The following is a 25,652-nucleotide window of genomic DNA, read 5'->3' on the forward strand; positions in this document are numbered from 1 at the left end:
GTTGTTGCTTGTTATTTACTGATTAATTGGTTTATTACTGAATTCTTTATCTAGCTACTGGAAGCTCATCCCAGCGCGTCGTGTAATTTGGTGATCTATTGTTCGATCTCATCTGCCACTCTTGTTTTGCGCCATTGGTTCCTGCCGCTGCAGATCTGATCACCGCATTACCAAAGCGGGTATTGATCTCATCTACTGCTTTCATTAAATGAGCGGACTTGCCTTTAGTCTCGATATCATCAAACAAGGATTGCTGGGCTGTTGGCTTATCGCTAATCAGATTGAGAATGACGCCGGCTTTCTTGTAACGGAAGTTCGCTTGATAAATCTGTTTGAGGCCTGCTAGCGCTGCATTCGTTAAGGTCAACGTGTTGTCTGTTGGGTCTGCCAATGGAATCGTGACGCTTTGGTGATGCTGCGGTTCATTTTGCTTAAACGGATTAGTCTGAATAAATACCGTAAGCGCGCCCGTAGTGCTGTTTTGGGTTCTGAGTTTTTCAGCTGCACGCGCTACATGGGTGGCAACAGATTCAGCAAGCTCCACCTGGCTAGTCACTAACTTACCAAAACTACGCGAGGCAATAATCTGTTGTTTGGCCGGAGCCACTTCTTCTAGCTGCAAACAAGATGTGCCGTGTAACTCATAACAAAGGCGCTCCATCACCACACCAAACTGTTGACGCATGGCTTGTGGTGAAGCTTGCAAAAGATCAAACACGCTCAGAATATTTTGAGCTTTGAGTTTCTTGGCGATTTGTTTACCAACACCCCATACCTCACCCACTTCGGTCTCACTCATCCACTGATAGAGCTCTTCTTTTGCCATGGCATTGACATCACATACACCAACGAACTGCTTGTGCTTCTTAGCCAAGTGATTAGCCAGCTTAGCCAAGGTCTTGCTAGCGCCAATACCCACACAGACTGGTAAGCCGGTGGTGTCTTTAACTTGCTGCTTGATCTTCTGGCCTAGTTCGATAGTGTCTTGATACTGTTTTAAGACAGTCTCGATTTGCAAGAAACTCTCATCGATGCTGTAAACCTCTAGATTGGGCGTGAACGCCCTGAGCACTTGGACTACACGACTACTCATGTCGCCATACAGGGTGTAATTAGATGAGTAAGCCTGAATACCATGCTTCTTAGCCAAGTCCTTCATCTGAAACCAAGGTGTTCCCATCTTCACGCCAAGCGCCTTGACTTCAGCGCTACGCGCAACGGCACAACCATCGTTATTGGAGAGCACCACCATCGGCACTTCTTCTAACTTGGGCTGAAACACACGCTCACAAGAAACGTAGAAGTTGTTTACATCCACGAGTGCGAAGAGTGGAGTTGATATGGTTGGTAAATTGGAGTTCATCTCACTTCCCCTCTTTGTTGTATCTGCCGCTAGCATTGCTGTACTTGCGCACTACTCCAACCACTACACCCCAGATTTGTAACTCGCTGCCTTCGTTAAAGGTGATGGGTTGATAGTTAGCATTTTCTGGTTGTAGCTCGATGCGGCCACGTAGTTGGTAGAGGCGCTTGATGGTGTACTCGCTATCCACTACGGCAACCACAATATCTTTATGTTTTGGCTTGAGGGCTTTATCAACGACGACTTTGTCGCCATCACAAATCCCTGCGCCCAGCATCGAATCCCCCTTCACGGTGAACATGAAGGTGGCTGGCTTGTTTTGGACGAGGTAATGGTTCAGATCGAGGCCGTCTTCGGCGTAATCTGCCGCTGGGCTAGGGAATCCAGCTGAAATCCGGTGACTGAGGAGCTTGAGCTCATAGGCGGCAAAATGGCCTGCCAAGGCTTGTGGTGCCTGGCTAAGAGTTACTTTTGCGGGGTTCATTACTTGCGTCATAGTCATTAATATACTGTATGTTTATACAGTATATGTAAAAACCGCAGAAATAAGGCTATTTTTGTTGTTTTGGGGCTATTTGCCTAATATTTAGGCAATAAAAAACCACCGAACATGCGGTGGTTTTTTATTGGGCGCCTACTTTCTGTCTTAGCAAAAAGCAAATGCCAGAATCGCAGGATCATCCAGAAAAGCATTGGATAGGTAAATACTGACTCGGTAAAGCCAAGGATTTACCTCATTAATGATTTGTGAAAAATATTCCATAGACCTATTGTAAAGGCTGCTTAGCCGCCCAAGTAATCCGTCTTCCCAACCTCTACCCCGTTATGACGCAGAATGTCATAAGCAGTAGTCACATGGAAATAGAAATTAGGAATGATCCAAGTCAGCAGATATTGCTCGCCGACAAACTCAAAATTCCATTCTTTAATAGAGAACTTAATTTCTTTTGCTTCCGTGCCATCAATTTGCTCTGGCTTGAGGCTATTGGCAAATGCGATTGTTTTGGCGATGCGTTCCTGGAGGTCCGCAAAAGTTTCCTCGTTATCTTCAAATTTAAGCGGCTCAACGCCAGCTATACGTGCCATGCCATTTTTCACCTGATCACAGGCGATTTGAACTTGCTTGGTTAGCGGAAACATATCTGGAGCAAGACGACCCTCTACCAACGTTTTGCTATCAAGGCCCTTAGCAATTGCAAACGCTTCACCCTTTTTGAGGATATTTGAAAGATTGGTGAGCATCTTTGTCAGTTGTGGGATTGACGCTTGGTACATTGAAATTGCCATGGAGTTTCCTAAGAAGAAATATGAAGCAGGATTAGTGTGCTACTCAGGCCAGTTTACTGGATCTCTTTGATTTCGCCCTTAGATGAAATCAAATAGGCCTTGTTTGGCTTGTCTTTTCTGATGCGCGTGAGTTCAGCTTGGTAGCCCTGTAATTGCTTGCGGTACTTTTCATACTTCTCGCTACCCACCTCTGGGATAGTGAGTTTGTAATCAATGATGGCCAGATGGTCGCCAAACTCTACTAAGCGATCCATGCGATAGCTCTTGCCATCTTCACTAGCGATATCGAGCTCATTCCAAGCTTGCAGCCATTCACCTGATGTCAGGTAGCGTTTGAGCTCTAGAGCATCTAAGACTGTTTTGGTGCGAGAGAGTAATGTTTTCGCATGCTCTTGATCTACAACAAGCCAATTCATAAGCTCTTGCTCGCTTGGCATAGGTGGCTTTACTTCATTACTAGAATCTGGGGTGAGGAACTCGAGCAGCCTATGGAAGTTTGCACCCTCTTCCAAGATTTCTGGATCGGAATTTCTGGCTTGCTCATCTTCACTTGCAAATACTTCAACCGTCACACCGCTCTCAATGTTAGACAGCATTTGCATATGACTTTCTTGCGCATAGCCCCAATCCAAGACAAAATCCTCGACTGCATTTTCTTGCGTAGGTTTAATCGCCTCAGACCCCTCTGTAGCCACTAATTGCTCGCCTACCTGATACACAGGCAACTCAGCCTTGCTTGCTTTGCCATACCAAGAAGTCTTATCCAAGCCACTAGGATTATTGGCAGTAGGCTTTTGGGCATCACCACTAATCCATAGACCTTGACGTGCGCGAGTCATTGCGACGTAAAGCAGGTTCCAGTTTTCTTTTTCACCGATTTGTTTCTCAGCCTCATTGATTTCGGCGCGGGGGGTAGTCAATGTTTTAGAAGTAAATAGGGATAAATGGGATGGACTCTCTTCTTGAGGCGCCCAATCAATTAAGACACCGCTATAGTCCACATTAGTATCAGTATTGTTAGCATCGAGAATGATGACAAATGGCGATTCCAGTCCTTTAGCACCATGAATCGTCATTAGGCGCACGCGCTTATGGCGATCCTCCTCTGACATCTCGCTCTCTTGATCCACTTCAACCAAGTTGTCATCGCTAGCCGCATCGACGTCACCTTCGTCGGGCGTTTCATCATCATCACCACGGCGCTTGGTATTCATCTCCTGAATAAAACGACTCAAGCTTGGGTATTGCCCACCATCTTGATTGAGTGCCACCTCTAGGAATGCATCTAAGTTCGCCAATACCTGTGGACGGTCCAATTCCTGACAGACTACGGCATATTTAAGTCGCACATCACCTTCTTGGTAAATACGATCAAGTAGGTCATGAACTGGCAAGCGCTCACCCAATAGGTGCCAATGCTGGAGATAATGCGCAGCTCCTTGTAGCTTTGCATCCTGACTATCCTGCAACGCATCCCACCAAGAACGGTATTGACCAGAGGTCATTGCTACAGCCAATTGCTGCATTTGTTTTTCCGCAAAACCAAAAATGGGGCTTCTAAGAACCTGGGCTAGCGGTAAATCATGCCGAGGTGTTACCAATACAGCAAGCAAAGCAATTAGATCATCGACCTCAAGAGTATTGAGTAAGCCACCAAGGCGTGGACTTTCGTAAGCAAGCTTTACATCACGTAGAGCTCTTTCATATTGAGGCAAGTATTTACGACGCTTTACTAGCAATAGAAAATCGCTTGCTCTAGCCTCACGCCAAATTTCCTTACCACCTTCTTTATCGGCGACCTTGCGTGTGGCGATAACTTCTTGAATCAGGCGTGCAACCAACTCGCCCTCATGCTGACGCTGAATTACTCCAACTGTTTCACTTGAATCGGCAATCGCTCCATCAAATGCACTACCCTCTCGCAACTCCTGTGTCTGCTCTGCATAGGCAATCAATGGCAGCAAATAAATCTCGCCTTGCCCAGCATAAGCGTCGGCTGGCTTACCCTCATCTGGGGTGGACCATAGTGTTTGTTGCTCTGAATATGGGTAATCAGGGGGTACTTGCTCACCCTGAAAGATTCTATTAACTGACTTGTTAATTTCAGGAGCGTTGCGGCGCGTTTTGTCCTGCTCAATGTAAGCGGCATCATGGTGTTGGTGCAAAAACTGCGCCGCACTTACAAACAATCGAGGATCGGCACGGCGAAAGCGATAGATTGACTGCTTAGGATCGCCCACAATAAATACTTTTGGCCGCTCATCACCTTCGCTATAGCCCGCTAACCAAGCTCGCAGAATTTGCCACTGCAATGGGTTGGTGTCTTGAAACTCATCTACCAATATTTGCTTGTACTTTGCATCCAGACGAGACTGAAGATATGCCGTATGCTCAGGCTCTCCCATTAATAAGCTAACGCCAACTTCTAAATCATCAAAATCACGCACGCGCATATTCTCTTTTTGGGCGTTGGCGTGTGCCATCATTGATTGACTCAGAGCAAACCAAGCCTCATTGATGGCAAAGACATCTTTCTCCGCTTGCCAGAGAAGGTATTCCTCAAAAGCGTGGCCCCAATCTTGCTTAATAGCGATGAACTCATCAATACGATGAGGCTCACCTATTTTCTCGAGATATTTTTTAGCCTCACCCAAAGGCTTATCGTTACCACTACGATATTTGAGATCTTTAGTTAAGAAAGTCGTTTGAAAGTTGCTTGCGACCTCCATCACATCACCAGCACGCTCTTTGCAGGCAATGGCAGGCAACAGATATTGCAGAAGATCGCTATCTTTTACGCTACTATTTTGAAAACAGCGCGCTAAGAACTGTAGATCGTCTAGCGCATTAGGCGCATTCCACGGAGCTAGCAATGGATTAGGTAAGCTTAACTTATGCAAGGATTGCTTTAGACGCTCTATTGGAGTGATTCCGGTTTGATTGCATTTCTTTGCAAAGAAAGTCCATGCCCCTCTTTGCTTAAAGAGACTGCTTTTACCCATTAAGAGTTTTTGCGCCTCATGTGAGCCCAAGTATTTGAGTAAGACGTCGTAATGGGCTTTGAGCTCTGGCGAGAGATCACCCCACCAATCATCAAGGCACTCTTCTTGCAGTCGCTTAGCATCTTCGCGTAGCTTGAAGCCTGGCTGAACACCCAGCGAAACTGGGGCCGCACCTAGTAATCTGCCAAACCAGCCATGAAAGGTATCGATCACGATCGGCTGTGGGTTTGCAAGTACTTGCTCATACAGTGCTTTGGCTTTAGGCAGGCGCTTTTCAGCCTGCTCTTTTTCCATTCCTCTAGCGGTGAGCTCTTTGATCAAAGAGGCATCATCACTTTTAGAAAATTGTTCCAGTAATCCATATAAGCGGTCACGCATTTCTTGCGCTGCTTTTCGCGTAAACGTTAGCGCGAGGATTTCTTGTGGCTTCACATCATCGAGCAACAGCCGTACCAGCCGCGCAACTAGCAACCATGTCTTGCCGCTTCCCGCGCAAGCAGAAACAATCACTGAGCGCTGCGGATCACAGGCCAGCTTTTCTGAGTAAGCTTGTTTGCTTGGGAACGCGCTCATGTGATCACTCACCAGATCCCCTTCCTGCAAATACCCCTTGCTTCACAGTATTGACAGACCCCTTCAGGCGCAAATGCTTGCATTGGCTTTTTAGCCCAAAGCTGCTCCACATCTTCTGTGATTTGCTCAGAGAAGAGTTGCATCATTTCTGGCATATCTACTACCTCTTGACTGCGCGTAGCCTTTTGTTCACCCTTGAAGATATCTGCCTTTAAGGCCACCCATTCAGCTTGAGTGACTTGATGTCCCGTTAACTTATGGCTTTCTTGGCCTTCATTGGCAGCCCTGGCATAGATCAAGAGCTGAGGATCATCCAAGACATGTTCGGCCCTTACTTTGACTCTCTCGAAGCGTTGATTTTTGTAGTCAATTACCGATGCAAGTTTGCAGTTGTCTACATTGACGTCATATCGATCGGCATAACCTTCAATACGAATCATTTTTAGATCACCATCGGCATCCTTAAATGGCAGATCAAAGCCAACCTTGACCTCACCATCATAGTATTGCCAACCCGCTAGCTCACGTTGCAATTGCCACTCTACAAAACTGGGAATTTGTTTTTGCCAATCTCTTAATGCGCCCATGACTCTAGCGTCACCCTCAATCAAAGCAGCAAACTCTTGCTCTGAATAAATGCTTAAGCTTTTCTCCATCCAGGCGCGCCTCTGATTTGCGTCGTCCTTAATTGACGGATTGGTATGTTCGTGAGTTTTAAGTGCTTGGTAGAAACGCTTCAGCAGTTTGTGCAAGGTTTGCCCTGCTAAGGAGGCATCAAAGCCTTCATCGAACTCTTTATTCTTGCGTAAGCCCAATAGACTGCGCACATAGTAACGATATGGGCAATCTCGTAGAGCCTTATAGGCGCTGGGGCTCATTGATAGCGGCATCGGTAGATCTTCTTCAAAATGCGCAACCGCCATCCCCATTGGCTTTGGTTCAAAAGCACGTTTTTTAAGTTGAGCCGGAATTACTTCCCACTCAATTTGATTTTGTAATCGCTGAATCCAAGCGGAGGGCCTCAATGGCTCGCCATTATTACTTTTGCTTTGCCAGAGTAAATCCACATTAGGACATGACACTAGCAGTTGTGAAAGATCTTTAGCTTGCTGTACAAACTGCATTGCTATCGTTGACGTCTTTAATAGTTGATTGAGTGCATCCGAGAAAAATAATGGTGGCTCTGAATAAGCCGGTAGCTGCTGCTCATCACAGCCCACAAATACTACTGCCTCAAAATCACGCATACGCGTAGAGCTCAACGGCAGAATACTCAGCGTGGCTTTAGCTTCTTTGCCTACCTCTTGATAGCTAGCACCCTCAATAACGGTCTTCAGCAAGCTCAACCACTCACTCAAACGAATGGGCACTTCCTGATGTTGTGTCTTATTTAAATCGAATGTCTTGAGAACTTCCAGCAGCTGCTTACCAGCCGAGTCTTTCTCAAGGTTTTGAGCCATACCAGTGGCCTGCAGATTGGCCTGCAGCTGACTATAAGCCTTGTTGCAATCAACCTTGAGGGTCATCCACTCATGATGACGCTCTCTGACAAACTGTAATAACTCAAACAATGCAGCACTTGGCAGCGCACTTGAAGTTTTTGCAGCGTTATCTTGAGCGCCTTCAATGGCTAAGTGGAAAGTTTTCCAGCCAGACTCTGCCTTACTAGCAACCAAGATGTCTTCAAGCCCTGCAATCAATCCAATGCACTCTTGTTTATCTCGATTCAGAATCTTGCCAAGATCTAAAAATGGGTTTTGCAAAAACTCGAGCAAAGTCTTCGCGCTCGGACCATCTTTGGGCGCCTTAATGAGCTCTAACCAGCTATTCAGTGCAGCAGCGGCACGCGTAGTAGATAACTTCCAACCGGTTTCATCGCGGATATTAAGTGATGGCCCAAATCGTGAAAGTAGTGCACGCGCCCTTCTTGCCACCAAACGATCTTGCGCAACTAGTGCTAAATTGGTTTTGCCATCAATGAGATGTTTCTCAATAGTTTTGGCAGCAGCCCATGCTAATTCTTCAAAACGTTTAGCGGCAATGAGTCGCCAGCCTTCATTTTGGGCTTGCTTTGTGTTTGCTAGCGCCTGAACCTGCGCCCGCTCAGAGTTTTCCGAGGCAATACACTCAGACCATAAGCCCACGTCACACCAATCCATTTTGGCTTCTACGGTTGGCGCATGCTGGGCATACTCATTAAGCAACCTACCTATGATCTCCTGATCAATTGGAGTTGGGTCGGCAGTTTCAACCCATATTAATGGCCTTGCTTGATTTACCCTTTTTGCAGTTTCAATAGCATTCAGGTGTGCAGCCATTGCAAACTGATTACGAAATGCTGGATCACTCACGCTCGCTGTATAGCGCCAAAACTCGAGCAAGACCTTAGTCTCTTGATCAACTACCTTGCGAGCCATTCCTGAATAGACTTTAGCAACAGTGCTATCTAATAACGCTTGCGCTTGGCTAAGACAGATTTCGCCAAGATTGCTTGGTTGGTTTTGATTGTGTTGAATGCATTCATGAATCTGTTTTTGCAGCTGTGGGCTCACTGCTGTTGATAAGGTGTCGCACGCCTTTACGATCGCTTGCGCCAAACCCCATGCACCAGATTCAGTTTCAGCCTTAAACCATGCCTGCAAACTTTTATGTTTACGCAATGTGGCATAGACACCTAACCATCTTTCCAAATCACTTTGCTTCTTTGGAAACTTCCATGCGCCTGGTGCAGCCTCCAGCCAATCTGTAAAGCTGATCACTTGAGGCAAGAAGGCGATATTGCTGGGCAGATCTTTTGGACGGTTTAGTTCAAGAGCTGCCCTCACCCCAATAAGTGGCCCCGCAGTACTTAGCACTACTAAAGGGCGCTGATTAGTTTGCACTGCACAATCCCAAATGCCTTTTGCCAATTGAGCAAGTGCTTGGCTATTGGGCGTAATTGCCCAAGCCTGAGGCTGCTTTTGGTCAGAAAGAATGGGGAACGACTGGGACATTAATTGGGTAATTTATCTATTTTGAGCAGAACGTTCCGCTTATTGCTAATATAAGCGTTGTAACGACATAATTAAATAACTTACTAAATAGGTCTAAATAAGGAATTTTCATGAGTGCCGGCATTAAATATGTAACTGACGCCTCTTTCGAACAAGACGTCCTCAAGTCCGATAAACCTGTTTTGCTCGATTTTTGGGCTGAGTGGTGCGGTCCTTGCAAAATGATTGGTCCGATCCTGGAAGAGCTTGCTGGCGAGTATGGCGACAAGATTCAGATCGCAAAAATGAACGTAGATGAGAACCAAGGCGTTCCTGCCCAGTTCAATATTCGCGGCATTCCTACCCTGATCCTCTTCAAAAATGGCACCGTGGCTGCTCAAAAAGTAGGCGCTTTGGCCAAATCCCAGTTGACTGCTTTTATTGATAGTCATCTGTAAATAGTCTCAGACCACAGGCTCACCCGCTGAGCCTGTGGTTTTTACCGCTTTAAACGCTTGTCACACCCTTTTTTTGGTGTAGTATTACTCAAACGCACTAATCAGTGCTCCGATTTTCAGCAATTTACCTCCCCCTTCTTTTAGCAAATTCCAAAATTCTGTTTTTCCATATCTGCGTGATCTAAATCAGCGCAGCGATACCCTAAAACATATTCCCCCATTCAAATTTATATTTATCAACACCCGAGAACCACATGCAATTAACTGAACTCAAAGTCCTCCACGTATCCGCTCTGCTCGAAATGGCAGCTAGCTTGGAGATTGAAAATACTCAACGGATGCGCAAACAAGAATTGATGTTTGCCATTCTGAAAAAACGTGCGAAGGCTGGTGAAACTGTTTTCGGCGATGGCACTTTGGAAGTATTGCCTGACGGCTTTGGTTTCTTGCGCTCTCCTGAAGCCTCTTACATGGCTTCCCCAGACGATATTTATATTTCCCCTGCGCAGATCCGTCGCTTTAACTTACACACTGGTGATAGCGTTGAAGGTGAAGTACGTACCCCTAAAGATGGTGAGCGTTACTTTGCATTAGTCAAAGTAGACAAGATCAACGGTTTGGCTCCAGAAGCTCTTAAGAACCGCATCATGTTCGAAAACTTAACGCCGTTACACCCAAATCGTGTAATCAGCTTAGAGCGCGATATCAAGGCCGAAGAGAACCTTACCGGCCGCATCATCGATATGATCTCCCCAATTGGTTACGGCCAACGTGGCTTGATCGTGGCTTCACCAAAATCCGGTAAGACCGTGATGATGCAGCACATTGCTCATGCAATTGCAGCCAATAATCCTGAAGCAATTTTGATCGTACTGCTCGTTGATGAGCGTCCAGAAGAAGTTACTGAGATGCAACGTTCTGTTCGCGGTGAAGTAGTTGCCTCTACCTTTGATGAGCCAGCAGTGCGTCACGTTCAAGTTGCTGAGATGGTGATTGAAAAAGCTAAGCGCCTAGTGGAGATGGGTAAAGATGTGATTATCTTGCTTGACTCGATTACTCGTCTTGCTCGCGCATACAACACCGTTGTTCCTTCATCAGGCAAAGTACTCTCTGGTGGTGTGGATGCCAATGCATTGCAGCGTCCTAAACGTTTCTTCGGTGCCGCTCGTAATATCGAAGAAGGTGGTTCATTAACCATTATCGCTACTGCATTGATTGAAACTGGTAGCCGCATGGATGACCTCATCTATGAAGAGTTCAAAGGTACTGGCAATATGGAAGTTCACCTTGAGCGTCGTTTGGCTGAACGCCGTGTTTACCCATCTATTAACCTTAATAAGTCTGGTACCCGCCGTGAGGAGCTCTTGGTTAAAGCTGAGAATCTCCAGAAGATCTGGGTATTGCGTAAATTGCTGGCAGATATGGACGATATCGAGGCGATGAACTTCATCGTCGATAAGCTCAAATCCACCAAAAACAATGGTGAATTCTTCGACTTAATGCGTCGCGGAGGCTAATTTAGGAGCCCCCAGAGGGCATCTAAATCCAGAATTACTGCAAATGGGGGCTTTTTAGCCCCTTTTGCACACCTTAAGAGCGCTTTGTTGTTGATTTCATGGCATAATTTCGCTTTTGCTACTTCTGTGGCTGCTTTTACAACCTGGGAAAGTATTTCAGCCAATTTGGCTCAAACGGCTACCCGCTCATAGGACTCAACATGAAACCTGGCATTCACCCCGAATATCGTGAAATCGTCTTTGTAGACGTTTCCAATAACTTCAGCTTCAAGACTCGCTCCACTATGTCTACTAAAGAGACAATCAAGTGGGAAGATGGCAATGAATACCCATTGGCCAAGATTGAGACTTCATCTGAATCACACCCTTTCTACACTGGTACCCAGAAAATTATGGATACCGCTGGTCGTGTTGAGAAATTCCGTCAGAAATTCGGAACTAAAGCTGTTGCTAAAGCTTCCGGTGATGGCGCTGCTAAAACAGCTGAGAAAAAAGCTGCTGCTGCAGAAGCTAAAGCTGCTGAAAAGCCAGCTAAGAAGAAGGCTTAATCCACTTCTATTCGCAGGGTATGTTAAATACCTGCTCTGCGAGATAATCAAGGCAGCGTTTGCTGCCTTTTTTATTTTGAACTTCACACATGGTCAAACTTACTGCCGCCGCCACTAAATCAATTCCGCGCATTGTTATTTTTGCGTTGACCCTGATTTATGGTTTTGCTGGCCTCTTCTTTCGGGACCCCTGGAAGAACGAAGATGCAATTGGCTTTGGTGGTATGTGGACCCTCTTTCGCGGCAACTCCATTGATTGGATTGTTCCGCACCTAGCTGGACGCGACATCTCGCTTGGCACGCCTTTGCCATATTGGATGGGTGCCACATTGATTAAATGGTTTGGCCCATTCATTGGCGCTGCGAATGCTGCACGTTTATATGCAGCTATTTGCTTCTTCGCTGCCGCACTGGCGATTTGGTACGCCACCTATTTATTAGGACGGCGTCGTGAAGTTCAGCCAATGGCATTAGCTGTTGGCGGTCAGCCCGACATGAAGAGCTACGGCATGACATTGGCTGATGGTGCGCTGCTCATTTTCTTGGCATGTGTAGGTCTCGCTCAGCGCGCACATGAAACTACGCCCATGATGGCGCAATTGATGGGCATCAGTATTGTCCTGTACGGCACTGTTCGCGGTTTAGATAAACCTTGGCAAGGCGGCTTATGGACTGGCCTTGGTATTGCGATCGTAGCGTTATCAAGCAATCTCACGCTAAGCCTCATCATTGTCAGCTCCACCATCATTGCAGTAATTGCTAGCAATGCGAAGTTGCGTTTTCGTTGGACACTGACGAGCACTGTTTTAGGATTAATTGGTTTTGCAATTTGGCCGCTCATTTGGTATGCGTCCGATCTACCCGTGCAATGGCGACACATTGCCGAAGAAGGCTGGCGCAATATGCCAGAAATGCGCGCCACTCCATCCATCGAATCGCTTGGTTTCTTGAGTGTGAACTTTTGGGCATACGCCTGGCCTGTCTGGCCTCTCGCCATAGTCTCCCTCGCACATTGGGGTCGAGTTAAGGAGGCAGGTGCATGGCGCGCTCCACATCTAGCCATCCCATTGAGTTTGTTTATTGGTAGCTTAATTTATGTGCTGTTCCGCCTAGAAGCAAACGAACATGACTTAATGATTTTGATTCCAAGCCTTTCGATCATTGCTGCATTTAGTTTGCCAGTGCTTAAGCGTAGTGTTATTAGCTTTATTGATTGGTTTGCGATGTTCAGCTTTACGCTGATTGCTTTAGCTATTTGGATTATTTGGCTGGCTAAAGTAACTGGGTATCCAGAATCCACCGCGGCCAATATTGCACGCCTACTCCCTGGATTTGAGAGTCAATTTAATGTGCTTGCTTTTATCGTAGCGCTTGCGATTACGGGCATATGGTTATCAGTTGTGCGCTGGAGAACTTCACGCGCACCAAAAGAAATTTGGCGCTGCCTCATCATCTCAGCATCCGGCACTACATTGATGTGGGTACTTCTGATGACTTTATGGCTACCAACTATTAACTATGCCAAAACCTATCGTCAGGTTTCTGCGCGATTGGCTCAAGTAGTTCCAACTGGTGGTGGCTGTATAGACACGAGCAACTTAGGATCTGCGCAGCTAGCCTCTTTTGAATACTTCTCTAAGCTGAACTTACGTGATGACCCCAATTGCCCTTGGATGCTGACCCACAGCCAATCTGAAGCAAAAGCATACGCTCAGCTGAATAATAAAAAGCTAACCCTGCTTTGGGAAGATCGTCGCGCAGCTGACCGTGACGAACGTCTGCGCCTCTACGAAGTTATCCCGGAATAAATCGTGTTGCGCTTTAAGCTATCGCGCCTTCGCGAGGATATCCCCTCCTTACTAAAATTAGCTGGACCTTTATTAATTGGTCAGCTTGCTGTTATTGCATTTGGTGTACTCGATACCGCCATGACTGCGCGTTATTCCGCTGACGATCTCGCTGCACTTGCCATGGCTTCAGCTATCTTCATTAGTATTTACGTTGGCCTAACCGGAGTCATCTCGGCGCTCGCACCAATCGCAGGCCAACTCTTTGGCGCTAAACGCTTTGGAGAAATCGGTGAAGAAGTTAGGCAGGCGACTTGGCTTGCTTTAGGCCTTACTGTGTTGGGCTGCTTTATTTTGCTCAATGCTGATCACTTGCTAGCCATCTCACAAGTGAATGATGCTATCGAAGGCAAAGCAAGGCTATATCTCAATATCCTGGCGATAGGTTTGCCGGCCAGCATGGCTATGCGCGTATTGATGGCGCTGCATAACGCCGTGTCACGCCCTACTGTCATTACTGTGGTGCAAATCATTGGTCTTGCCCTAAAGCTACCGTTAAACCTGCTATTCATTTATGGTGGTTTAGGCATCGAGGGTATGGGTGGGCCAGGATGTGCCGTGGCTACCGTTATCATCAACTGGTCTTGGCTGCTCATGACCTTAGGTTTTGTAATATTCGACCGCTTCTACCGACCATTTAAGATCTTTGCCCGCTTTAGCATGCCGGATTGGCATCGCATTTGGACATTGCTCAAGCTAGGTGCTCCGATTGGCTTTAGTTACTTGATTGAAGTGACCTCTTTCACTTTTATGTCTTTGTTTATTGCTCGCCTCGGAACTACAGCATTGGCTGGACATCAAATTGTGGCCAATATGGGGACCGTCATTTATATGGTGCCCCTATCACTCTCGATTGCAACGATGACACTGGTATCCCAATCGATTGGCGCTAATAAACCTGAGCGTGCTGAAGAGATTGGTTGGTCATCCGTATTGTTTACAACTACGCTTTGTATCAGTATCGGTATTGCCGTCTGGATATTTAGAATCCAATTGCTTGACTTATATGATCCGCCTGCAGAAGTGAAGGCATTTTCCATTCCTCTCTTTTTGTTTATTGCGTTTTATCAAGTATTTGATGCACTACAAATTACTGCGGCATTTATTTTGCGAGCCTATCGTATTGCGTTTTTACCTATGGTGATTTATGCCGGCTCACTCTGGGGCGTAGGTCTTGGTGGTGGCTACCTGATGGGCTTTAATGTTTTGGGCAATACGCCTGCATTCTTGCAAGGCGCCAATGGCTTCTGGGCTGGCAATAGCTTAAGTCTGGGCTTGGCTGCGTGCTTCTTACTCTACCTCTTTAGAAGAACGGCTGAGCGCTATGAGAAAACGCATCCGCCGGTAGAGGTTTAATAAAAGCCAATTTATTGGGCTTTACTTGTAAACCTTTAAAGTAGATGCATCATCATCTAGACGTCTTTTAAGATTACGCATCTGTCCAGCCGAACCGGGATTGTTGGTAATAAAGTTTTGATCACCCAAGTTCTTGCGCACATCTTCCGCTAAATCCAAAGAAGCCAACTTCATCAACTTAGCCATGCTTGGCTGATGACCTGTATCTCTGCCATCAATTTGGACATCCTTACCTTCGCCTAATGCTACAAAGGAAGCTACTATTTGAGTGGTTTTGGTATCGACGATATTAAAGTCTACTGTTACCTCAAGTGTTACCTGTTGCGAAGTAGATTTAGTTCCGGGAATATCAGCAACATTATTTGTACTAGAGATTTCAGCTAAAACGCCGTACAGCACATAATCAGCATCACCAAAATCACCAGCTTTGATGCGCTTCACAATATCAAAGTATTCATCGCCTTGATTAGGGGCTGCGGGGGTAGATTTAGCCTGCACTACTTTATAGCCAGACTTAATCAGTAAGCCACGAATCGGGTTGGCTAGATAGCGCAATTCACCATACTCATTATTGCTTTGATAGCCTGACTTTTTCATGCTTTGGGTATTGACACTTGAAGAGCTATTGCTTGGCGTTGCTGCATCTACTACAGGCCTAGGAGGAGACGCTGTGCCAGGGCTGCTTGCCTTTGGATCGGATAAATCAGTGAACTTCACTGGAAACGCAGAAGAATTTGCACCACCAGTAATGGCTGAAGCATTCGCTTTATCAGCATCAATCTCAATTGTCTTAGGCGTAATCGTAGAAGAGACACTGTTATCAGTCGTTACCCTTGTCTCTTCAATGTAAGTTAAGTTCTTACCTTCTTTTTTGAAGTAGATATCCGTTACAGCGATTGATTTGGAGTCTGCCTTGAGCGCTTCTGCACTAATCACGGGGTTCTTTGGTGGATCTGCAGGCACTTGACCCACCATTACAGATTCTGCTGGTGCTGGCGGCTTAGTGGCGCACCCACTCAGGAGGATTAGACTGACGCCGGTACAAGCTAATAAGATTTTTTTCATGTGTTGCTCAATTCTTTATGGTAATCAGCGACGTATTAACGTGTGGCAGTCTTGCGAATCTCTTTTTCATCAGCCCACTCGAGTAAACCAGATTCATTATTGATGAGGTTTAAGTTAAAGACGTAATACACATCTTTAACATCCTTAGTGTTCTTCACGATGGATGCAATCGACCCCTCGATACGATATTGCGCTCCTTGCATATTGCCAGTCTTGGCAATCGTACTGTTCTTATATAGTCCTGACTGGTTCTGTCGCTTAAGCTCATCAGTTTGATTTTGCATTTCAGTAATGCTGACCGCAAACCGCACTTGGCCACTCTTCATCAGTTGCGTACGAATCTTATCGGTAATGACGCGTGTATCGATATATTCAGAAGTCTTATTCTTGACATCGGCCAGCGTCACAATCGGCGCATCCTTACTTCCAGAAATCGCTTTTGATTGCAATAGTGATCTCGTCATTGACTCGGCAATCATCTGCAGGTCTGTAGATCCATAGTCGGCATTCACAGTCTCAACAGCTTTAGCATCCCCATAACGAACTTGCGGGCCAGAGCAAGCCGCAAGGGCTGCTACTGACAATGCAATGGCAGATAAGCGAATTGTTTTAGTGTTCATGATCATCCTTAGTATGCTCAAATTCATTTGAATATTAAATAGTAATTTAATCTTTATTGATATTTACTTGTATTGATTTAACTCAAAGCGAAAGTCGGTAGCATCTGGTGTTGGAGCTATACCCATAATAACGGTCGACTGCCCTTTCCCTGCTATTACAGGCTTCCATGCCTCTTCATCTGTCACAGTCATACCGTTTTTACCAATCCACTTGAATCGATAAGAAACGAGATTTGATTTACTGTCATTTTGAATGGTCACTTGCGCAGTCAGCACACCATTGCGTACTAGGCTTCGCATATCTGTAATTTGAATGCTATCCGTATCACCCATACGCACTGTCATATCTTTCATAGACGGGGTTGAGCTGCACGCCGCTAGAGCAAGTGCGGTCATTAAGATTGCAAAGTATTTTTTCATCTGGATATTTCCTAATTAAAAAGCTGCTGAAAACTATTTAGCAGATTGGGTGGCTCGTAAGGCTTAGCCTCTTCTATATTACTGCTAGCAGGACTATTCCTGGGGGCGGGATTGGGGTTGGAAACCGGGCTTGAAACTACAGCCGGGGCAGTCTGTGTAACTGCTGGTACCACTGGAGCAGGCTCGACAGGTTGAGGGTCCTGAGATCCGCCCCACAACTTCTTGAAGCCGGCAAAAGCACCTTCGGAGGCCTTAGGCTCTGGGGTGACTGCTGCGGGAGTCGGCAGTACTGGCGCCTTAGGCGGAAGTGCTGCCGGATCATTCGAAGTCAGAACTGTTGCTCGATTTCTGAACATCCGGATATAAACCACGTTATAGCCCCCTACTAAATTGACTGTCTGCGAAGCTGTCACTCCAGAAGGCAAAGTGTATTTAAGTACAGTAGGTCCTATTGGCAAACCCATTCTGGTCATATAGGTCTGGGCAGGCAAAGTTGACCAGTGGCGAACATCAGTCACATTAATTGCTTGCAATGTGTAACCCGTAATCATTCCAGCAATAGCGCCAATCAGCGCTGCACCGCCATTGTTTTGATTGTTCTGATTCTTTCGATTGGCTGCTTGTTGGGCTGCACGATCTGCGGCGTATTGAGCGGCTAAGGAAACCAACGCCCTGGATGAAGCTCTTAAAACATAGGCTGGCATTTCATCACGCAAGTTCTTGCGAGCCATAGCATCGATATTTGCTACCAACTCTGGATTGGCAATCCGATCTCCTAACTGAACCATAGTTGGTCTAAAACGCTCTGTAGACTTTTCGATAACTGGAAAAGTTAAAGTGACCAACCTTGAAGTGCCACCAACAGGAAAAGATTGGCTGATTTGATAGGGAACAATTTTAGGCATATACCCCGTATCAATAATGATCAAGGTGTCAGCAAAAGATTTACTGCTCTGATTTGCGATATTGGAATCGAGCTTAGCAATACTGGTTTTAAAGAAATTTACCTGTGGTCTTAACTCAATTGCCAGCCGATATCCTGGCGCAGCCAAGCTGGCCTCTCCTTGTGACTCATGAATAAAGCCCGATAGGTAATACGCTCCCGGGTTCTGATAAGAATTCTTGAGACTACGTGTTTCTTCATCATCCAACAAATTAATTGGATAGCCGCTGATATTTTGAATCCGACTCGTAGCACCTTGAGTGTTGGGATTGGTTTGTTGCTCTCGTTCTGCATTAGATACTGCAGCAACTTGGCTTTGAATAAGCTCTTCAATTATCTTCTCACGCTGAGCCATTTTTTTGGCCTCAACCATGGCATCATTCCACCGACCTTGTGAGAGGTGATTTAATGCCAAAGTTTGACTTAATAGAGTCACCTCGTAAGGCTTGGGATCGTACTCGCTACTAAAGCCTTCAGATAAAACATAGGAGCTTGTTCCTGAAAAAGAACGTCTCAGCTTGTCGCTAGTAGTCAGCTCCCAGCGACTCACTAGCTGATCTGCGGCCAGTAGGTTTTGAGTGCTACTTGGAATCTGCGTGGGCCCTTGCAGCCTTTGAACTTCACCCAGCTCCATGTAATACAAAGTGTTTTTATCTTTAAAAGCGCCCTGTATCGCGGCCGCTGTATTTTGCAGGTCGCCGTTCTTAAACTGCTCTTTAGACTCATTCATTTTGATTTGCTGGGTTTGCGTAGCGCAACCCATCAGCAAACAAACAGCCAAAGTCGCCGCGAATTTAGAAAAGTCTAATGCTGAAAATTTAGGCAAATTTAGGGACCTGGAAATGGGGTAAAGAGTAGAAAGTGATCTCAAGCAAATAGTTCTCATACCTTTAACACTTGAAAAGAGGCTGGAGCTGACAAAAAACCGTTGTTACCCTAATTGTTACTCTAATTTAGCACCCGATTGCTGCACTACCTTGCCCCATTTACTAGCTTCTGTAGCAATCAACCTGGAAAGATCTTTAGGGCTACCTGGAGCTGGATCTAAGCCGCTAGCTAAAAGACGTGATTTGACCTTTGGCTTGCTCAGGGTTTGATACACCATCTGATTGAGACGTTTTTGAATATCGGGAGGCAAATTCGCTGGCGCCATCAAAGAAAACCAAGAAATCGCCTCAAAACCCGTTAGACCTTGATCGGCTAAGGTCGGAATTTCTGGGGCAGCTTGTGAACGCTTCAGCGTGGTGACCCCCAAAGCTTGAACTTCCCCAGCTTTGATCAAAGCCAAAGAGGATGAAAGATTATCAAAGAGCATTGAGATGCGGCCACTCAGTAGATCCGGCAATGATTGTGCCCGCCCTTTGTAAGGAATATGGCGTATCTGGACGCCTGCCATTTCTTTAAATAATTCACCAGACATATGAAGCGATGTACCGACCCCAGATGAGCCGAAAGTTAATTGACCAGGCTTTGCTTTTGCAAGTTCAATTAATTCATGAAGATTAGTAACGCCTAATTTTTTATTGACGATTAATACGTTCGGCGTGCTGGCTAAAAAACTAATGGGCGTGAAATCCTTCACAGGATCAAAAGACATCTTTTCATAAAGCGCGCCATTGATCGCATGAATACCCACCGTACCAATCAGTAAGGTGTAGCCATCGGGCTCACTCTTAGCCACGAGGTCGGCACCAATATTACCGCCATAACCAGGGCGATTCTCAACCAATACCGGTACGCCCAAAGTTTGCTGCCAGCTTTCGGCTAAAACACGCGCCAATATATCGGGAGCCCCGCCGGGGGTAAAGGTCACAACAATACGTATAGCTTGCTTAGGCCAGGCAGTATTTTTTTGCACGGTTTGGGCTTGAGCTGAGAGCGCAAAAGCCCACAGTACAGCCGCAATGAAGAAGCTCTTCAGAACTTGGAAGAATGGCATATTAAAACTCAGAGCTAGACCGAATGGTCTAGATTAAAAGCCAAAGCGAGAGCGTAACCACAGCCAGCCCTCATACTTCACTGGATCATCAGCGCAGGGACCGATGCCACAATCTAGAAGTGTAGATACGAGGTTGCCAAAAACCAAAAGAATGAAAGCGATGACCAAGGCATTTGCAAACCAAGAGCGTGAGCGTACTTCGCGATTGGGCAGCATTAAGAGAATTGCTAGACCCATTAATAGTCCTGTGTAACCAACATATGCCCAGGTATAGAAATGTAATTCTAGAAATGTTTTTCCGAATCCTTTGTCACCGGGCAGAATGTGTAAGAACACCTGGCGAAGAGAAACCATCATCCCCACTATGCCGCCAATGATGCCCCATCCGTAGTGAGAAGAATGTGCACCGAAACGAATATTCAAAACCAATGCAAAACCAATAATCACAAACCCAATACGTTGCATTAAACATAAGGGGCAAGGTAGCTCACCAAAATACAGTTGATCGAAAAATGCATACGAAAGCATACCAACAACAGCCAACAATGCCAGCTGATTGCCTAGGGCCGCTAATGAAGGAAGAGAATGTCTACTCACGATCAATTACAAACTGATGTTGAGATGGTCGGTTGCGTGAACTCGGAACCAAACCAAAAGGATGCCGACGGTAATCGCCAAAACAATCAAACCCGCAAGACGTTTCTCAAACCAGACTAAAACAAGTCCGATAAAAGCCGTCAGAAAAGGTAGGAACATATACATGAGATTATTCTAGCGCAGGACTCTACCGATAAGGGTAATTCTGTAAATACAGAGCCTGGAGGAAGGTCTTTTGATTAAAATGGGCCCATGAATACAAGCTCTACCCCGCCCTGCATCGATTTAGACGTTGATGGAAAAATTGCTTGGGTGACCTTCAATAACCCTAGTGCCCGTAATGCCCTGACTTGGCCGATGTATGAAGAACTCAAAAAGATCTGCGACTCACTAGCAAGCAATCCTGAGGTTCGGGTGGTTATTTTTAGGGGTGCTGGAGATAGGGCATTTGTTTCGGGTAGCGATATTCAACAGTTTGTGGATCTCAAAAAAGATGAGGCTTATGAAATAGCTGTTGATCAAGTCTTTGCATCACTACAGCAACTGCCCATGCCAACCATTGCCATGATTGAAGGTTTGGCTGTTGGTAGCGGACTTTTAATAGCAACTGCTTGCGACTTTCGTATCTCAACAAAGGATGCCCGTTTTGGCATACCAATAGCAAAAACTTTAGGAAACTGTTTATCGCCAAGCAATCTATCTTGGATTGCAGCTCACCTCGGAATTCCGATGGTCAAAAAAATGCTGCTAACCGCTGAGCTGATTAAGGCACCAGAATTATTAGAGTCAGGATATCTATATCAAACAGCAGAGGCAACAGACATCCATGGGGCTGCAAATGCACTTGCACAGAAGTTAGCGGCTTTAGCACCCATCACGCAAAAAGCCAGCAAACTGACCTTAGCGCATTTGCTTCAAAGTAATCTTCCGGACTGCACTGAACTCATGCGTGAAACCTATAACAGCAAAGACTTTAAAGAGGGAGTGAATGCCTTCTTGGAGGGTCGACCACCTCAGTGGACCGGGGAATAAGATCGAAGATCGCCCTTAGTCTAGCGCTTGGTTTAACCCTTCGCGTTTAAGAACTCCACGACGATCTTCACAAACTGATCAGGTACCTCAACATGGGGCACATGACCTACATTGTCGATCGGGACTAGTTTTGCATTTGGCATAGCCGCTTGCACCTTCTTACCTAGCTCCGGAAAATTACCCAAGATCTTCACTGCTTCAGGTGGCGCAAAGCGTTTGCCAAATACCGTACGGTCTTTTTGGCCGATTACCAATAGAACCGGCATCTTTAATTTTGGCAAATCATTTACTACAGGCTTTTCTGCAATCATTTGATATGTAAGGACAGAGGTCTTGGCGTAAGCCGGATAGTCAGAGCCTTTTTGAACTCGTACATAAACCTCCACAAACTTTTCATAGCTCGGTTGCCAGTTGGGAAAATAGGTCTGCAGGAAACGGCGATAAGTCGTTTCTGTTTGGGCCATCTCTAGCTTCAGTAAATCATCGTTTTTCTGCGGAGGAATGTCTTTGCTGTAATCCTCAAGGCCCAATGGATTCTCAAGCACGAGTTTTTGTACAGTTTGAGGGTAGAGATGAGAAAAACGTATCCCCACCATGCCCCCCATTGAATTAGCTATCACTGAAACTTGCGCAATATGGAGAGACTTCAACAAAGCTTGCGTGTTGGCGGCTAAATCATCAAAGTGATACTCAACATCTGGCTTAGATGATTTACCAAAGCCAATCTGGTCAGGCGCTATGACACGATAACCAGCCTTAGAAAGACCTGCAATCGTTGGGGCCCAGTAATCACTGGAGAAATTCTTCCCATGAAACAGCAGCACCACACCTTTTGGCTTACCGAGTGCCGGCACATCCATATACATCATGCTGGCTGGCTGGCCCTGTAGAGAAGTCTTAAATTCTTTTAAGGGATATGGATAAGGCCATTGACTTAAGCGCAAATCCAAAGGGCTTGCATTGGCGTAAAGACTGACTGAAGGAGTTGAAGATACTTGCTCAGGGCTGGCGCATGAGACTAAGAGTATTGGTATAGCTATTGCAGAGCAAGCAACTGCAATTTTCTTAAGCAAACCGTTCATAACCCCAACTCTCTTCTGCATTTAAATTATTTTTGTCTTTAAGTTAGTTAGGCCGGCAACGCTACCCTCAAGTACGTCACCTTTCTTCACTGGGCCCACTCCTGCTGGAGTACCCGAGAAAATCAAATCACCCGGCTCCAAAGTAAATAAGGTTGAGAGATAAGCGATTGTGTCAGGCACATTCCAAATTAGTTGATTGAGGTCGCCTTCCTGACGAACCTCTCCATTCACCAACAGCTTGACGGCGCCCTTAGCGGGATGACCACATTGAGCTGCTGGAGTGATCTCACCAGAGGGTGCTGAATGATCAAACGCCTTACCAGTATCCCAAGGACGTCCCATCTTTTTCGCTTCACCTTGAAGATCGCGTCTAGTCATATCTAAACCCACTCCATAACCATAGACATGGTCTAGGGCTTTATCAGCAGCAATATTCGCGCCACCCTTTCCGATTGCAACAACCATTTCTATTTCGTGATGCACATCACTCGATAGACTTGGGTATGCCATATCTTTTCCATCTGTGACAATCGAATTCGCTGGCTTCATAAAAAAGAATGGCGGCTCACGGTCAGGATCATGACCCATCTCACGCGCATGATCAGCATAGTTACGCCCTACGCAGTAAATGCGATTGACAGCAAAGCGACGGCTATCACCTGTTACCGGCAATGAAATAACTGTTGGTGGATCAATCACAAATGCTGAGGACATAAGAACCTTTCTATGAATTTTGATAAATACATGCTCTATTACTGTTTTCTGGAAGTATGACGCAATTTCAACAACAATATACTGAGTGCCAAAGCAAAGGTCATGGCATTTGCAAGGATCAGGGGCCACTTTTCGATAATGAGCCCATAAACCAGCCACAAACCTACCCCCGCCGTAAACAAGGAATACATTCCCAAGGAGATCCCCGAGAGATCCCGAGTTTGCCAGGACTGTATTGCCTGTGGCAAAAAAGCAATCGTGGTCAAGAAAGCGGCGCAATAGCCAATAATTTCAATATGGTGGGGCTCTAGAGTCATTTATCGATTGTAGTTAGGGAAATTGCCAAATCATTGACCCAGCGCATGAATTTTATTACTGTAGATAATAGAAAATCGTAATTCAACTCACCACTAAAAATACAAAATGAGACAACACATTATTAAAGGCCTAGGCCTACTGCTTTGCAGCAGCTTAATCAGCACCCCGCTGCTTGCACAAAACAATACCGCCGCAATCAAAAGCTATCCTGACAAGCCTATTAAGCTGGTCATTCCCTATCCGCCAGGTGGAGCAACTGATGTCATTGGGCGCATCATGGCGCAAGAGTTATCCAAGTCGCTGAACCAACAAGTGATTCCAGACAATCGCGCTGGAGATAGCGGCAATATCGGCGCTGATATGGTCGCAAAGTCTCCGGCTGATGGCTACACCTTATTAATGGGTGCACTCACATCACACTCCATTAATGCCAATCTTGATAAAGACAAGATTCGATACAACTTAGAAAAAGATTTCACGCCGGTTGATGTGGTGGGTGTGGTGCCATTGGTGTTTGTAGTCAACCCTTCAGTTCCCGTAAAGAACATGAAAGAATTCATCGCTTATGCAAAAGCAAATCCAGGCAAACTCACTTTTGCCTCATCTGGTGCCGGCGCCCCACAACGCCTTGCCATGGAAATGTTTCGCTATCAACTTGGTTTAGATTTATTGCATGTGCCATACAAGGGCAGTGGTCCAGCTATGACTGACTTGGTGGGCGGTCAGGTGTTGACCATGTCTGAGACCGTTCCGGCAGCCTTGCAATTTATTCAGTCTGGTCAATTGAGGGCTCTTGCAGTAACAACTGCAAAGCGTATTAGTCAATTACCTGATGTGCCAACAATTACTGAAGCCACTGGCTTGCCGAACTTTGATGTAGTGAGCATGTTTGGTATTTTAGCCCCAGCAGGCACACCAAAACCAATCATCGATAAGCTCAGTGCAGACATTAAGATGATATTGCAACGCCCTGATGTGCAGGAGCGAATGCTTGCAGCCGGCGTTTATGTCAACTATCTTTCACCAGCAGATTCAAGCAAGCGAATTACACGAGAGATGAATATGTGGAGCAAGGTCATTAAAGATGCCAATATCAAGCCTGACTGAGACTGACTAAGGCTAATTTAATGGAATGGAAAAAATCGCTTTAAGCGTTAATGAATCCGTGCTGTTAGAAAAGCCTTTACCTACCCCAGCTTGAAACGAAATTGGTTTGCCATCGTAGTACATCATCAAGAAACCTAGTTGTTGTGTATTTTGATAATTGATAGGCTGACCAAGTTGATTTAGGTTGGAGTAATACTCCACTCCAAGAGCTAACTCAGGAGTCACCTCCCTAGATAAGCGTGTTGCCGTCGAGAAGTAAGGTGACTGATGTACATAGGGTTGGGAGAGCGGCATATCCACAATGGGGTTAAATGAGAAAAGCCACTCATCAAAATGCTTACCGATTATGAAACGTACTTCACTGTTATATCGGGACTCATCAAACTGTGGTTGTACGTTAGATATCTCTAGATTTGCGCCTGCGAAAAAAGAGTCGCCCTTATCTTCGCGAATTGGTAACCATTTCATGCGCACTTTCGTTGCTGCGTATTGAAACTTATTGTCATAGTTCACATAAGAGATATATAAGCCAGCCTCTAGATCATGGCCTAAGCCATAGGCAAACTCAGGGGTCACCCGTACACCATTATTGTTCATCACCTCACCTGGATAGGAGGGGGTTTGAATACCTCTGGGGGTGCTGTTTAAATGCACCTCAAGACTGGCTTCTCCCTTGGCATTAATTTCATCGTCGTAAACCTGAATTTCATCCTGCAGAACCGCCATGCTGATTGATGGCGAGAGAATGGCCGCAGTTAACATCAGCCCCTGGATAAGCGCTTTCTTGAGGAGGTGAGCTTGCATCTGCATGATGTGTGAGTTTAACAAGGATTAGTATTTTTTGACGTGCTTGCCTCAAAGCTAGCAAGGACGCCTAATAGCTTTCTTAGTC

23 protein-coding genes are annotated in these 25,652 nt (G+C 45.8%); 7 read left to right on the forward strand and 16 right to left on the reverse strand.

Annotated features, from left to right (window positions below; translation table 11 throughout):
* Positions 1–46 precede the first annotated feature (46 nt).
* From ICN36_RS11610 to ICN36_RS11630, 5 genes are all read right to left on the reverse strand, one after another.
* A complete protein-coding gene (locus tag ICN36_RS11610; protein WP_216228509.1) occupies positions 47–1,363 on the reverse strand; it encodes a Y-family DNA polymerase in 1,317 nt (438 codons plus the stop codon).
* A 1-nt stretch (position 1,364) separates the two neighbouring features.
* On the reverse strand, positions 1,365–1,865 hold the full coding sequence (locus ICN36_RS11615) for a LexA family transcriptional regulator (RefSeq protein ID WP_216228510.1): 501 nt from the start codon (positions 1,863–1,865) through the stop codon (positions 1,365–1,367).
* A 281-nt stretch (positions 1,866–2,146) separates the two neighbouring features.
* On the reverse strand, positions 2,147–2,650 hold the full coding sequence (locus ICN36_RS11620; protein ID WP_216228511.1) for a DUF1993 family protein: 504 nt from the start codon (positions 2,648–2,650) through the stop codon (positions 2,147–2,149).
* A 53-nt stretch (positions 2,651–2,703) separates the two neighbouring features.
* Complete coding sequence (locus ICN36_RS11625; RefSeq protein ID WP_370623505.1) at positions 2,704–6,237, reverse strand: UvrD-helicase domain-containing protein; 3,534 nt, start codon at positions 6,235–6,237, stop codon at positions 2,704–2,706.
* Positions 6,234–9,218, reverse strand: a complete 2,985-nt coding sequence (locus ICN36_RS11630; RefSeq protein ID WP_216228512.1) for a PD-(D/E)XK nuclease family protein — start codon at positions 9,216–9,218, stop codon at positions 6,234–6,236. Before ICN36_RS11630 ends, ICN36_RS11625 begins: the two co-directional genes overlap by 4 nt.
* A 110-nt stretch (positions 9,219–9,328) precedes the next feature.
* On the opposite strand from ICN36_RS11630, the gene trxA reads away from it, so the two are divergent.
* The 5 genes from trxA to ICN36_RS11655 all read left to right on the forward strand — a co-directional run bounded on the left by trxA (position 9,329) and on the right by ICN36_RS11655 (position 14,923).
* Positions 9,329–9,655 carry a thioredoxin TrxA gene (gene trxA / locus ICN36_RS11635; RefSeq protein ID WP_062309025.1) on the forward strand — a complete coding sequence of 109 codons (327 nt, stop codon included), beginning with the start codon at positions 9,329–9,331 and terminating at the stop codon, positions 9,653–9,655.
* A gap of 254 nt (positions 9,656–9,909) precedes the next feature.
* Positions 9,910–11,172 (forward strand): transcription termination factor Rho, encoded by a 1,263-nt coding sequence (gene rho, locus ICN36_RS11640; RefSeq protein ID WP_011903147.1) that lies wholly within the window; start codon positions 9,910–9,912, stop codon positions 11,170–11,172.
* Positions 11,173–11,372: 200 nt separating this feature from the next.
* Positions 11,373–11,720, forward strand: a complete 348-nt coding sequence (locus ICN36_RS11645; RefSeq protein ID WP_068948267.1) for a type B 50S ribosomal protein L31 — start codon at positions 11,373–11,375, stop codon at positions 11,718–11,720.
* Positions 11,721–11,809: 89 nt separating this feature from the next.
* Positions 11,810–13,528: a glycosyltransferase family 39 protein gene (locus ICN36_RS11650; RefSeq protein WP_216228513.1), complete on the forward strand. Its 1,719-nt coding sequence runs from the start codon at positions 11,810–11,812 to the stop codon at positions 13,526–13,528.
* 3 nt (positions 13,529–13,531) lie between these two features.
* A complete protein-coding gene (locus ICN36_RS11655; protein WP_216228514.1) occupies positions 13,532–14,923 on the forward strand; it encodes an MATE family efflux transporter in 1,392 nt (463 codons plus the stop codon).
* Positions 14,924–14,944: 21 nt separating this feature from the next.
* Here ICN36_RS11655 and ICN36_RS11660 read toward each other — a convergent pair whose 3' ends face one another.
* From ICN36_RS11660 to ICN36_RS11690, 7 genes are all read right to left on the reverse strand, one after another.
* Positions 14,945–15,988, reverse strand: a complete 1,044-nt coding sequence (locus tag ICN36_RS11660; protein ID WP_216228515.1) for a hypothetical protein — start codon at positions 15,986–15,988, stop codon at positions 14,945–14,947.
* A gap of 35 nt (positions 15,989–16,023) precedes the next feature.
* Positions 16,024–16,614, reverse strand: coding sequence for a penicillin-binding protein activator LpoB (gene lpoB / locus ICN36_RS11665; protein ID WP_216228545.1), 591 nt, complete (start codon positions 16,612–16,614; stop codon positions 16,024–16,026).
* A 57-nt stretch (positions 16,615–16,671) separates the two neighbouring features.
* Positions 16,672–17,028 (reverse strand): YcfL family protein, encoded by a 357-nt coding sequence (locus ICN36_RS11670; protein WP_216228516.1) that lies wholly within the window; start codon positions 17,026–17,028, stop codon positions 16,672–16,674.
* Between the two features lie 11 nt (positions 17,029–17,039).
* Entirely contained in the window at positions 17,040–18,797 is a 1,758-nt protein-coding gene (locus ICN36_RS11675) for a COG3014 family protein (protein ID WP_255531320.1), read from the reverse strand.
* A gap of 117 nt (positions 18,798–18,914) precedes the next feature.
* On the reverse strand, positions 18,915–19,910 hold the full coding sequence (locus tag ICN36_RS11680; RefSeq protein WP_216228518.1) for a tripartite tricarboxylate transporter substrate binding protein: 996 nt from the start codon (positions 19,908–19,910) through the stop codon (positions 18,915–18,917).
* Between the two features lie 33 nt (positions 19,911–19,943).
* Positions 19,944–20,507, reverse strand: coding sequence for a disulfide bond formation protein B (locus ICN36_RS11685; RefSeq protein WP_216228519.1), 564 nt, complete (start codon positions 20,505–20,507; stop codon positions 19,944–19,946).
* Positions 20,508–20,513: 6 nt separating this feature from the next.
* The gene (locus tag ICN36_RS11690; RefSeq protein ID WP_216228520.1) at positions 20,514–20,672 is read right to left on the reverse strand and encodes a DUF5993 family protein; all 159 of its coding nucleotides are present in this window, start codon (positions 20,670–20,672) and stop codon (positions 20,514–20,516) included.
* Between the two features lie 87 nt (positions 20,673–20,759).
* On the opposite strand from ICN36_RS11690, the gene ICN36_RS11695 reads away from it, so the two are divergent.
* The gene (locus ICN36_RS11695; protein WP_216228521.1) at positions 20,760–21,539 is read left to right on the forward strand and encodes an enoyl-CoA hydratase/isomerase family protein; all 780 of its coding nucleotides are present in this window, start codon (positions 20,760–20,762) and stop codon (positions 21,537–21,539) included.
* Between the two features lie 32 nt (positions 21,540–21,571).
* Here the strand turns inward: ICN36_RS11695 and ICN36_RS11700 are convergent, their stop codons facing one another.
* From ICN36_RS11700 to ICN36_RS11710, 3 genes are read right to left on the reverse strand one after another with little or no spacing between them, the layout of a single operon-like run.
* Positions 21,572–22,621, reverse strand: a complete 1,050-nt coding sequence (locus ICN36_RS11700) for an alpha/beta fold hydrolase (protein ID WP_216228522.1) — start codon at positions 22,619–22,621, stop codon at positions 21,572–21,574.
* Positions 22,622–22,642: 21 nt separating this feature from the next.
* Positions 22,643–23,335 carry a fumarylacetoacetate hydrolase family protein gene (locus ICN36_RS11705; RefSeq protein ID WP_216228523.1) on the reverse strand — a complete coding sequence of 231 codons (693 nt, stop codon included), beginning with the start codon at positions 23,333–23,335 and terminating at the stop codon, positions 22,643–22,645.
* Positions 23,336–23,373: 38 nt separating this feature from the next.
* Positions 23,374–23,652 (reverse strand): SemiSWEET transporter, encoded by a 279-nt coding sequence (locus ICN36_RS11710; protein ID WP_216228524.1) that lies wholly within the window; start codon positions 23,650–23,652, stop codon positions 23,374–23,376.
* A gap of 106 nt (positions 23,653–23,758) precedes the next feature.
* On the opposite strand from ICN36_RS11710, the gene ICN36_RS11715 reads away from it, so the two are divergent.
* Positions 23,759–24,760, forward strand: a complete 1,002-nt coding sequence (locus tag ICN36_RS11715; protein ID WP_216228525.1) for a tripartite tricarboxylate transporter substrate binding protein — start codon at positions 23,759–23,761, stop codon at positions 24,758–24,760.
* Between the two features lie 12 nt (positions 24,761–24,772).
* Here the strand turns inward: ICN36_RS11715 and ICN36_RS11720 are convergent, their stop codons facing one another.
* Positions 24,773–25,570, reverse strand: a complete 798-nt coding sequence (locus tag ICN36_RS11720) for a transporter (RefSeq protein ID WP_216228526.1) — start codon at positions 25,568–25,570, stop codon at positions 24,773–24,775.
* Positions 25,571–25,652 lie beyond the last annotated feature (82 nt).

It is taken from the genome of Polynucleobacter sp. UK-Gri1-W3 (assembly GCF_018881595.1).
Taxonomy (GTDB): Bacteria; Pseudomonadota; Gammaproteobacteria; order Burkholderiales; family Burkholderiaceae; genus Polynucleobacter.

Excerpts from the sequence above, each read along its gene's own strand:
- ICN36_RS11615 (WP_216228510.1), bottom strand. The coding sequence starts at position 1,865 with ATGACTATGACGCAAGTAATGAACCCCGCAAAAGTAACTCTTAGCCAG.
- ICN36_RS11700 (WP_216228522.1), bottom strand. The coding sequence starts at position 22,621 with ATGAACGGTTTGCTTAAGAAAATTGCAGTTGCTTGCTCTGCAATAGCT.
- lpoB (WP_216228545.1), bottom strand. The coding sequence starts at position 16,614 with ATGATCATGAACACTAAAACAATTCGCTTATCTGCCATTGCATTGTCA.
- ICN36_RS11720 (WP_216228526.1), bottom strand. The coding sequence starts at position 25,570 with ATGCAGATGCAAGCTCACCTCCTCAAGAAAGCGCTTATCCAGGGGCTG.
- rho (WP_011903147.1), top strand. The coding sequence starts at position 9,910 with ATGCAATTAACTGAACTCAAAGTCCTCCACGTATCCGCTCTGCTCGAA.
- ICN36_RS11620 (WP_216228511.1), bottom strand. The coding sequence starts at position 2,650 with ATGGCAATTTCAATGTACCAAGCGTCAATCCCACAACTGACAAAGATG.
- ICN36_RS11680 (WP_216228518.1), bottom strand. The coding sequence starts at position 19,910 with ATGCCATTCTTCCAAGTTCTGAAGAGCTTCTTCATTGCGGCTGTACTG.
- ICN36_RS11610 (WP_216228509.1), bottom strand. The coding sequence starts at position 1,363 with ATGAACTCCAATTTACCAACCATATCAACTCCACTCTTCGCACTCGTG.
- ICN36_RS11645 (WP_068948267.1), top strand. The coding sequence starts at position 11,373 with ATGAAACCTGGCATTCACCCCGAATATCGTGAAATCGTCTTTGTAGAC.
- ICN36_RS11710 (WP_216228524.1), bottom strand. The coding sequence starts at position 23,652 with ATGACTCTAGAGCCCCACCATATTGAAATTATTGGCTATTGCGCCGCT.
- ICN36_RS11650 (WP_216228513.1), top strand. The coding sequence starts at position 11,810 with ATGGTCAAACTTACTGCCGCCGCCACTAAATCAATTCCGCGCATTGTT.
- ICN36_RS11670 (WP_216228516.1), bottom strand. The coding sequence starts at position 17,028 with ATGAAAAAATACTTTGCAATCTTAATGACCGCACTTGCTCTAGCGGCG.
- trxA (WP_062309025.1), top strand. The coding sequence starts at position 9,329 with ATGAGTGCCGGCATTAAATATGTAACTGACGCCTCTTTCGAACAAGAC.
- ICN36_RS11715 (WP_216228525.1), top strand. The coding sequence starts at position 23,759 with ATGAGACAACACATTATTAAAGGCCTAGGCCTACTGCTTTGCAGCAGC.
- ICN36_RS11630 (WP_216228512.1), bottom strand. The coding sequence starts at position 9,218 with ATGTCCCAGTCGTTCCCCATTCTTTCTGACCAAAAGCAGCCTCAGGCT.
- ICN36_RS11690 (WP_216228520.1), bottom strand. The coding sequence starts at position 20,672 with ATGTATATGTTCCTACCTTTTCTGACGGCTTTTATCGGACTTGTTTTA.
- ICN36_RS11705 (WP_216228523.1), bottom strand. The coding sequence starts at position 23,335 with ATGTCCTCAGCATTTGTGATTGATCCACCAACAGTTATTTCATTGCCG.
- ICN36_RS11660 (WP_216228515.1), bottom strand. The coding sequence starts at position 15,988 with ATGAAAAAAATCTTATTAGCTTGTACCGGCGTCAGTCTAATCCTCCTG.
- ICN36_RS11695 (WP_216228521.1), top strand. The coding sequence starts at position 20,760 with ATGAATACAAGCTCTACCCCGCCCTGCATCGATTTAGACGTTGATGGA.